We start from the raw sequence: 9221 nt of genomic DNA on the forward strand, positions 1-9221 counted from the left end.
ACTAAAAGGGGCGGGCCGAGATGAAAGGGATTAACAACTTAAGCGTCAAAGCGAGTTGGACGCTGGTACTGGCAGCTTTCAGTGGTTTGATTGTTGTTATTGGTGCGCTTGGGCTCTTTGCAAACCAGTTCGGCCGGGATGCCTTTATATCGCTTCATGAGCGGGACATGGAGCAAATTCGTGAGCTAGACGGCGCTTATATTCAACTGCTTCGTGCGCGTGTGCAGATGAACCGTGCAGCGGAATTAATTCGTACCCCATCATTTGATCTGCCTGAGCCTCTTATTGAAGAGGCGCAGCATTTGCTTGATTTAGCGAGTGAAGATTTCGCCCAATTTCAGGCCAGTGAGTTTGAGCCAGAACAGCAGCCATTGGTCGATCAATTAGCCAATGCTTTTCAGTCCTTCGTTAACAATAATCTTAATCTTCAAATGATGATGCTTGAGGAGCGCGATGTAGCTGGCTTTCTGTCTGGGGAATCAAGGGTGGATGGCAGTAGCCAGCGATTTGTGGAAAGCGCTGATGCATTTTTAGATGCCTCGGTACAGCGGGGCAACAGCATGTTGGTACGCTTTGAGCAGGTCTCCTCATTACTGTTCTGGGGAGTAGTGGTCGTGCTTGTTACCGCACTGTTAGTTGTGGTGGTGGTGGTATGGGGTGTGCGTCGGAATGTGCTGCGTCCGTTAAAAAAGATCACAGGGCATTTTCAGCGCATTGCCAAAGGTGACTTGTCTGGCTCCATAACGGCTAACTCGACGAATGAGATTGGTCAGCTGTTTAGTGAGCTTGCCAATATGCAGCACTCCCTAACGACTACCGTTAAACGCCTTAATGCCAGTAGCCAACAGGTATATACCAATAGCCAAGAGATGACCGAACAGAACCATCTGTTGGCGGGCCAAACCGATACTCAGGTATCAGCATTGCAACAAATGGCAGCGAGTTTGGAGCAGTTGACCGCCACGGTAAATCAAAACGCTGAAAGTGCTGCTCATGTCAGTCAGTCTACCGCGGATGTATCGCATAAGGCTCAGCAGGGTGATCAGGTGATTGCGCAGTTTATCGACACTATGGAGGCGATAAATGAGCATGCTGAAGAGATTCAAAGCATCATAAGGATAATAGAAGGTATTGCTTTTCAAACCAATATTCTCGCGCTCAATGCATCGGTAGAGGCGGCTAGGGCGGGTGAGCACGGGCGAGGATTTGCGGTAGTGGCTAATGAAGTGCGTGCTCTGGCAACGCGTAGCGCCAATGCTGCAAGCGACATTCGTGCGCGCATTGAGGCTTCGAGTGCGAGTGTTCGGCAGGGCAGCGTGTTATCTCATCAAGCTGGTGAGCATACGCGTGGGATTATGCAGGCTGCTGGTAATGTAAATACGCTGATGATGCAAATAGCTCAAGCTTCTGAAGAGCAGCGCCGAGGCATTGAAGAGGTCAACCTAGCGGTGGCGCAAATCGATACCACGACCCAGGATACGATGCGTCTGGTGAATCAGGCCACCCAAAGCGCTGAAGGGTTATCTGAAGAGGCGTTGCAGATGCGAGAGTATGCAACCCAGTTTAGCGTAGAAGAAGGGCAGCCCATTGAGGCTGAATTTGTCGACAAGCAAAAGCCTGCCAATCCAGATGAACTAGACTGGCAAGCGCTAAGCAGTGGGGCTGACTCAGTGTCAGTAGTTCGATCCCCCGTCCTGGCCTAAAATAGGTTAATCGATGAGTTCAACAGCAACTGCCGTTGCTTCTCCACCGCCGATACACAGGCTGGCAATGCCACGTTTGCCGCCCTTAGTGCGCAGGGCATGGATCAGTGTGGCGATAATGCGCGAGCCTGTAGAGCCAATGGGGTGACCCTGCGCGCAAGCACCGCCAAAAACATTGACCTTGTCATGGGGCAGCCCCAAGTCATCTATCGCAATCAGTGTGACCACGGCAAAGGCTTCGTTGATTTCAAATAGGTCAACGTCATTGACGCTCCAGCCCAGCTTTTTCATCAGCTTATCAATGGCGCCAACAGGGGCGATGGTAAACTCACTGGGGTGCTGTGAATGGGTTGAGTGGCCCAGCATGCGAGCCAGCGGCTTAATGCCATGCTTATCCGCCGCTTCTTGGCTTGCCAATATAAGTGCAGACGCGCCGTCGGAAATTGAACTGGCGTTGGCGGCGGTAATCGTGCCCTCTTTGGCGAAAGCAGGGCGCAACTGGCGGATTTTGTCGAGCTTGGCCTGGAAGGGCTGCTCATCATGCTCTACCAAGGTTTCGCCTTGGCGAGAGGTGACCATGACGGGCGCCATCTCGGCATTTAAGTGGCCTGCATTGGTGGCGGCCATGGCGCGCTCAAGGGAGGCTATCGCAAAATCATCCAGACGCTCGCGGGTGTAACCGCGCGCAGTAGCGACATCTTGAGCAAAGACGCCCATTAGCTTGCCCGTTTCTGCATCTTCAAGACCATCTAAAAACATATGATCTTTTAGCTCGCCGTGTCCTAACCGGTAGCCACCGCGCGCCTTGGTCAGAACGTGAGGGGCGTTGGACATAGATTCCATGCCCCCCGCCAGCAGAATCTCGCCACTGCCTGCTTTGATTAAATCATGCGCAAGCATGGCCGCTTTCATGCCCGAGCCACACAGCTTATTGATCGTGGTGGCGCCATTAGCGTCAGGAATACCCGCCTGGCGCATGGCTTGCCGCGCTGGGCCTTGTTTAACGCCAGCGGGCAGCACGCAGCCCATTATGCCTTCGTTGATCGCTGCTGGGTCGATCCCCGCTTCTTCAATCGCCGCTTTGATGGCGACCGCACCAAGCTGGGGGGCCGTCATGCTCGAAAGGCTGCCCATCATGCCGCCCATCGGCGTGCGTTTAGCGGCGAGAAATACAACATCGTTGGCGTTACTCATTATGTGTCTCCTGGTGCATTTATTGTGATTATCATGCTTGCGATTATTTGAATAAGTATCTGACTAAGTAATCGGTGATACGTTGACCCGTTGGCGGCGCTGTGGTTCTCTCCTGAGTAACCAAGCAAGCGCTAGTGTAAATGACATGAATGTAATGAATGCATCCCCTCGCCGCAAGGAATTGACACGCCTGGCCGCTCAGCTATTCGTCCAAGAGGGCTTTGATCGCACCACGGTGCGTATGCTGGCGCAGGAAATGGGCATTAAATCCGGCAGCTTGTTCCATCATTTTAAAGATAAACAGGAAATTCTTGCCGCGGTCATCGAAGAGGGCACCCAAAACGCCCTGACGATTGCCCGCAAAGCCTTGGCTGAGTGTGCCGCTGACCCAGAAGTCCGCTTGCGTACCATGGCACGTGCCCATCTCGAAACCCTGTTCACCGACCGTAATGCTCATGTGGTAGCGCTATTTGAGTGGCGCCGGCTCGACCCAGCAGCGAGTGCCCATTTAAGTCATTTACGGGATGCCTACGAAGCTTTATGGGTCACCGTTATTGATGATGCTTTGCAGGCTGAGCTTATTCACGGTGATCGTTTCCTGGTGTCACGCTTTGTACTTGGAGCATTAAATTGGACCGTGCGCTGGTATGATCCCAATGGGCCACGCTCGCCTGACGATCTAGCGGACGAGCTGGTCTCCATGATTATGCCCACCCCTGTTTGAGCCATCTCGTTTATACAGCTCCTACCAACGTCTAACCCCTTAATCCATGAGAGTGCTTGCTCTCTACGTCGATTACTTTTAGCGTTGCTTTTACGCTTAAGTTTCCGTTAACGTCAACGGATAATTATAACGGTCTTGGTTGCGACTTACCTTTACTGCTTTGTGCTCATTACCAACAAAAATTATCAACCACATTAGAGAGCCATCATGACAGCGACACCACAATCACTGCCCGACTATCAGCACTACCTCGATAGCTTCTCCATTGATAGCGTTATTGCCCGGCTGGATGACCATCAAGATGGCATGCTTAATGCTTTTGAGGCCTGTTGTGGGCGTCATGTGCGTGCTGGGCGTGGTGATGTGCTGGCGCTTGTGCAAGAAGATACGAAGGGTGATATGCATACCCTGACGTATGCTGAACTTGATGAGCAGAGCGCTAAACTGGCGGGTTGGCTTCAGGTTCAAGGGCTGGAGAAGGGGGATCGAATTGCCTGCATGCTGCCGCGTTCACCCCAGCTATTGATTGCAGTATTGGCAACATGGCGCATTGGCGCGGTTTATCAGCCGCTATTTACTGCCTTTGGCCCTGATGCCGTTGACTATCGTTTAGAGCGTGCCGATACCAAGCTAGTGATAACTGATCACGCTAATCGTTATAAATTTGATGGTTTGAGCCAGTGTCCGCCTGTGTTAGCCGTCGGAGGTGCTACCAGCGAGCATGCAGATGATCAAGATTGGCAAGCCGCATTGACGCATACGTCAATGAGCGATAAGCCGCCCAGGCTTTCACCCGAGCAGCCATTTTTGCAAATGTTCACCTCTGGTACCGTGGGCAAGCCCAAAGGGGTTGCCGTGCCATTGGCAGGTATGACTGCTTTTGCAATCTATATGGAGCTTGCCATTGACCTGCGTGATGATGACCGTTTCTGGAATATGGCCGATCCGGGCTGGGCGTACGGTCTTTACTATGCGATTGCCGGACCTTTATTGCTTGGGGTGACCACTCATTTCTGTGAGGCGGGGTTTAGTGCGGAAGGGGCGCTGGCATTTATGAAGCGCCACCACATTACTAACTTCGCCGCTGCACCGACTGCCTATCGATTGATGAAAGCATCGGGTCTGTTTGATGATGCGTATCAAACATTGGAACTGCGTGCAGCTAGTTCGGCGGGGGAGCCATTAAATACAGAAGTGGTTACCTGGGTTGAGAGATCGTTAGGCTGCCCTGTCATGGATCACTATGGGCAAACAGAAACAGGCATGACCTGCAACAACCATCATGCGCTTGATCACTTGAAGCATGTGGGCGCCATGGGCGTGCCGATGCCAGGCTATCGTTTAGCAATTTTAGATGCGGAGTACCATGAATTGCCTGCAGGTGAGCCGGGTGTTCTGGCTGTGGATATTAAAAACTCACCCGCGCACTTCTTTCCAGGCTACACCTGGCAAGAGAAGAACCCCTTTGTGGAAGGCTATTACCTCACCGGTGATGTAGTGATCCGCAACGAGGATGGCACCTTTCAGTTCGCAGGTCGTGATGACGACATCATCACCACAGCAGGCTATCGGGTGGGGCCAACAGACGTTGAGAATAGTGTCATGACGCATCCTGCGGTCGCTGAGTCAGCGGCGGTCGGGCAGCCCGATGAAATTCGTGGTGAGGTCATTAAATCTTACGTCGTGCTGCGCGAAGGCTATGAGGCAAGCGACGAGCTTGCTGATGAGATTAAGCAGCGAGTAAGGGACCGGCTCTCCACTCACGCTTTTCCACGTATTATCGAGTTTGTCGATGAGCTGCCCAAAACACCCAGTGGCAAAATTCAGCGTTTTAAATTACGTGCTCAGGCGGCAGAAGAAGCAAAAGCAGCCAAATAAACATAGCGCTTACAGGGAATACGGTTATGCAGGTTAAGGACAGTACCTTTTTGATTACCGGGGCCGCTTCTGGTCTTGGAGCGGCAACGGCAGAGCGTTTAGTAGCTGCGGGTGCTCGGGTCGTTTTGTGTGACTTGAACAATAGCGTAAATACGCATGCCCAGCAGTTGGGGGGGCAAGCTCAGGCTTGTTTGGCAGACATTACCTCTGCAGAGCAAATGCAGCAGGCGGTCGATGTGGCGGTTGCGCTGGGTGGCGAGCGCGGACTTTCGGGTGTGGTTCATTGCGCCGGTGTCGTCAGCGTAGCCAAGTTGGTTGACCGTGAAGGCAAACCAGCTGATTTAGAGAGTTATGCCAAAACGATCAATATCAACTTGATTGGTACTTTCAATGTTATGCGCTTGGCGGCTGCCGCAATGGCCAAGAATACGCCCAATGAGAGCGGCGAGCGGGGGGTGATTATTAATACTGCATCTATCGCCGCTTTTGATGGGCAGGTAGGGCAGTGCGCTTACAGTGCCTCTAAAGCTGGCGTTGTGGGTATGAGCTTGCCTGCGGCGCGTGAATTATCGCGACATGCTATTCGTGTTATGGCCATTGCCCCAGGTGTATTTGAAACGCCGATGATGAGCGAGATTCCCGACGAAGCTGCCCAGGCGCTAGCGGCTGCAGTGCCATTTCCCAAGCGACTAGGCAAGCCGGATGAGTTTGCCCAACTAGCTGAACAGATTATTACCAACCCTATGCTTAACGGTGAATTGATTCGTTTGGATGGCGGTATACGCATGCAATAAGTAGGCGGTAAGTAGGTGATAAAGTAGATAGAGCGACTCGTCGGCTTTTGGCTGGCGAGTTTTTTATTATTAGAGCTAAGGATTTACGCAATGGGCGACCAAAGTTCTAGAGTGTTTTAAGGCTAAATTCAAACGCTCGCTTGACTCTGAGGTGCGCGCGCGCTAATTTTCAAACATGTGTTTGAAAGCCTGTTGTCATAATAAAGTGATTGGCTTCCAAGCCCCCTATTTTAGGAGATGTGCGATGCCCAGCTATCAGGCCCCTATTCGTGATATGCGTTTCGTTATGGACGAGATGCTTAATTACCCCGCTCACTATGCGCGCTTGCCGGGCGGTGATGATGCATCACCGGATGTTGTTAGCGCGATTTTGGAAGAGGGTGCGCGTTTTGCTCGCGAAGTGCTGCTGCCTATTAATCAAAGCGGCGATGCAGAAGGGTGCTTGTTAGAAGGGGGCGAAGTAAAAGCACCAAATGGTTTTAAAGAAGCTTATCAGCAGTATGTAGAAGGTGGCTGGCCAAGCTTGGCGGCCGATCCAGCGCATGGCGGGCAAGGGCTTCCCCCCTCGTTGGCGATGATGCTCTCGGAAATGATCTGCGCTACTAACTTGGCATGGGGAATGTATCCAGGGCTATCCCATGGCGCTGCTGATGCTCTGCGCCATCACGGTACTGATCAGCAGAAGGCCACGTATCTTACAAAATTGGTCGAGGGCGTTTGGACCGGCACCATGTGCTTGACCGAGTCCCACTGTGGTACTGACCTCGGGTTGATCAAGACGCGGGCGGTGCCCACTGAGGGCGAAGCCTATGCGATTACAGGCACCAAAATCTTCATCTCTGCTGGCGAGCATAATCTAGCTGAGAATATCGTTCATCTCGTCCTGGCAAAATTGCCGGACGCGCCTGAAGGCTCGAAAGGCATTTCGCTGTTCGTAGTGCCCAAGTTCATGCCCGACGCCCAGGGTAAGGTGGGCGAGCGCAATGGCGTTAGCTGTGGTTCGCTCGAACATAAGATGGGCATTCATGGTAATGCCACCTGCGTGATGAATTTCGATGGCGCAACCGGTTACTTGGTGGGCGCGCCTAATAAAGGGCTAGCGTGCATGTTCACTATGATGAACGCTGCGCGTCTTGGTGTTGGTATTCAAGGTCTAGGTTTGATTGAGGCCAGCTTCCAGAATTCATTGAGCTACGCTCGCGATCGTTTGCAGATGCGTGGCTTGTCGGGCAAGCAGGCGCCTGAAAAGCCGGCTGATCCTATTATTGTCCATCCTGATGTTCGTCGCATGCTGTTGACTCAGAAAGCCTTCGCTGAAGGTGGGCGGATGTTAGTGTTGTATACCGCTCAGATGCTTGATGTTGTTGAACACGGTGAGCCGAGTGAAGAGCGGGACCAAGCAGAAACGCTGCTTGGTTTGCTAACGCCTATTGTTAAAGCCTTCCTAACGGAAGTCGGTTTTGAAAGCACCAATGAAGGCGTGCAGATTTATGGCGGCCATGGCTTCATCAAAGAGTGGGGCATGGAGCAATTAGTGCGCGACGCGCGTATTACCCGCTTGTATGAAGGTACCACCGGTATTCAGGCGCTTGATCTGCTGGGCCGTAAGGTGCTCATGAGCCAGGGTGAGTCGCTAAAAGTATTCACTAAGGAAATTCACAAGTTCTGCAAAAATGAAGCTGACAACCCGGCCCTTAAAGAATTCGTTGAACCGTTGGCAAAGCTGAATGCAGAGTGGGGCGAGCTGACCATGGGCGTGGGTATGAAGGCGATGCAAGACCGTGAAGAAGTCGGCGCGGCGAGTGTTGATTACCTTATGTATTCAGGCTACGTCACGCTGGCCTATTTATTTGCCCGCGCGGCCAAGCAGGCATCTGCCTCTCTAGAGGGTGACGATAAAGCCTTTTATGCCGCTAAATTGAATACCGCTCGTTTCTACTATCAGCGGCTACTGCCACGCACTAAAGCGCATGCGCAAATGATCCAGGCGGGGGCATCCAGTCTGATGGCTATCTCCAGTGAAGACTTCGGCTTAGGTTTTGAAATTTGAAGCGTCGATTATTGAAGGCGTAAGCTAAATTACGTCAACGAGCACTCTCTGGTCAGACATTCTGATCGGTGGTTTGCGGCAAGAGGAAGCCCTCTTGCCGCTTTTTTGTTTTTTTGTACTTCATACCTCTTGCCAACCCGGCCGTGAAACCGTAAAGTACGCATCCGTGCCGGGGACGCCAAGCGTTACCAGCGGTGGATGAAGGTGAAAACCTTCGGTTTGTCAGGTAGTTAGCGGTTTTAGGTGTGGCAAGTTTTACATCGAAAACAACGCCCTTGACAACCACCAGGAACTGCGTAGAATACGCCTTCCTCGCTGAGGCAAGCCAAGTCAACGGCAAGCCCGGTTGCTTTCACAGCAATCATCCAGCGAAAACGCTCTTTAACAATTTGATCAGGTAATTCATGTGGGCGCTTGCTGATGTGGTGACAAGTCACCCAATATCAAGGCAAGCGGTCATGACAATGTAAATTGAAATGAATTCGTTTGAACCTTGAGCCAAGTTTGATCCGCTTTTGTTGCTGTCGGCTAGTCCGTAAGTAACGAGTAAGGATCACAATGATTGTAAACTGAAGAGTTTGATCATGGCTCAGATTGAACGCTGGCGGCAGGCCTAACACATGCAAGTCGAGCGGTAACAGGGGTAGCTTGCTACCCGCTGACGAGCGGCGGACGGGTGAGTAATGCATAGGAATCTGCCCGGTAGTGGGGGATAACCTGGGGAAACCCAGGCTAATACCGCATACGTCCTACGGGAGAAAGGGGGCTTCGGCTCCCGCTACGGGATGAGCCTATGTCGGATTAGCTGGTTGGTGAGGTAATGGCTCACCAAGGCAACGATCCGTAGCTGGTCTGAGAGGATGATCAGCCACATCGGG

The 9221-nt window shown here is 52.2% G+C and carries 6 protein-coding genes and 1 rRNA gene; 6 read left to right on the forward strand and 1 reads right to left on the reverse strand.

Translation table 11 applies throughout. The features are described 5' to 3' along the window. Window positions 1–20 precede the first annotated feature (20 nt). Window positions 21–1703 (forward strand): methyl-accepting chemotaxis protein, encoded by a 1683-nt coding sequence (locus ACQKE4_RS12510; RefSeq protein ID WP_427388702.1) that lies wholly within the window; start codon window positions 21–23, stop codon window positions 1701–1703. 6 nt (window positions 1704–1709) lie between these two features. Here the strand turns inward: ACQKE4_RS12510 and ACQKE4_RS12515 are convergent, their stop codons facing one another. Further along, entirely contained in the window at window positions 1710–2897 is a 1188-nt protein-coding gene (locus ACQKE4_RS12515; protein ID WP_427388703.1) for an acetyl-CoA C-acyltransferase, read from the reverse strand. Window positions 2898–3051: 154 nt separating this feature from the next. Here ACQKE4_RS12515 and ACQKE4_RS12520 point away from each other — a divergent pair, with 154 nt between their 5' ends. The 5 genes from ACQKE4_RS12520 to ACQKE4_RS12540 form a co-directional block, all read left to right on the forward strand. Continuing rightward, a complete protein-coding gene (locus tag ACQKE4_RS12520) occupies window positions 3052–3621 on the forward strand; it encodes a TetR/AcrR family transcriptional regulator (RefSeq protein ID WP_427388704.1) in 570 nt (189 codons plus the stop codon). A 207-nt stretch (window positions 3622–3828) separates the two neighbouring features. Then, complete coding sequence (locus tag ACQKE4_RS12525) at window positions 3829–5499, forward strand: AMP-binding protein (RefSeq protein ID WP_427388705.1); 1671 nt, start codon at window positions 3829–3831, stop codon at window positions 5497–5499. A gap of 26 nt (window positions 5500–5525) precedes the next feature. Then, window positions 5526–6293 (forward strand): SDR family NAD(P)-dependent oxidoreductase, encoded by a 768-nt coding sequence (locus tag ACQKE4_RS12530; RefSeq protein WP_427388706.1) that lies wholly within the window; start codon window positions 5526–5528, stop codon window positions 6291–6293. Between the two features lie 244 nt (window positions 6294–6537). Then, window positions 6538–8343 carry an acyl-CoA dehydrogenase C-terminal domain-containing protein gene (locus tag ACQKE4_RS12535; RefSeq protein ID WP_427388707.1) on the forward strand — a complete coding sequence of 602 codons (1806 nt, stop codon included), beginning with the start codon at window positions 6538–6540 and terminating at the stop codon, window positions 8341–8343. Window positions 8344–8909: 566 nt separating this feature from the next. Beyond that, a 16S ribosomal RNA gene (locus tag ACQKE4_RS12540) occupies window positions 8910–9221 on the forward strand; the annotation flags it as partial.

This window comes from Halomonas sp. NPDC076908, assembly GCF_050269715.1.
Taxonomy (GTDB): domain Bacteria; phylum Pseudomonadota; class Gammaproteobacteria; order Pseudomonadales; family Halomonadaceae; genus Vreelandella.

Bases quoted from the DNA above. Each gene is read 5' to 3' on its own strand.
- ACQKE4_RS12535 (WP_427388707.1), top strand. From the start codon at position 6,538: ATGCCCAGCTATCAGGCCCCTATTCGTGATATGCGTTTCGTTATGGAC.
- ACQKE4_RS12530 (WP_427388706.1), top strand. From the start codon at position 5,526: ATGCAGGTTAAGGACAGTACCTTTTTGATTACCGGGGCCGCTTCTGGT.
- ACQKE4_RS12510 (WP_427388702.1), top strand. From the start codon at position 21: ATGAAAGGGATTAACAACTTAAGCGTCAAAGCGAGTTGGACGCTGGTA.
- ACQKE4_RS12520 (WP_427388704.1), top strand. From the start codon at position 3,052: ATGAATGCATCCCCTCGCCGCAAGGAATTGACACGCCTGGCCGCTCAG.
- ACQKE4_RS12515 (WP_427388703.1), bottom strand. From the start codon at position 2,897: ATGAGTAACGCCAACGATGTTGTATTTCTCGCCGCTAAACGCACGCCG.
- ACQKE4_RS12525 (WP_427388705.1), top strand. From the start codon at position 3,829: ATGACAGCGACACCACAATCACTGCCCGACTATCAGCACTACCTCGAT.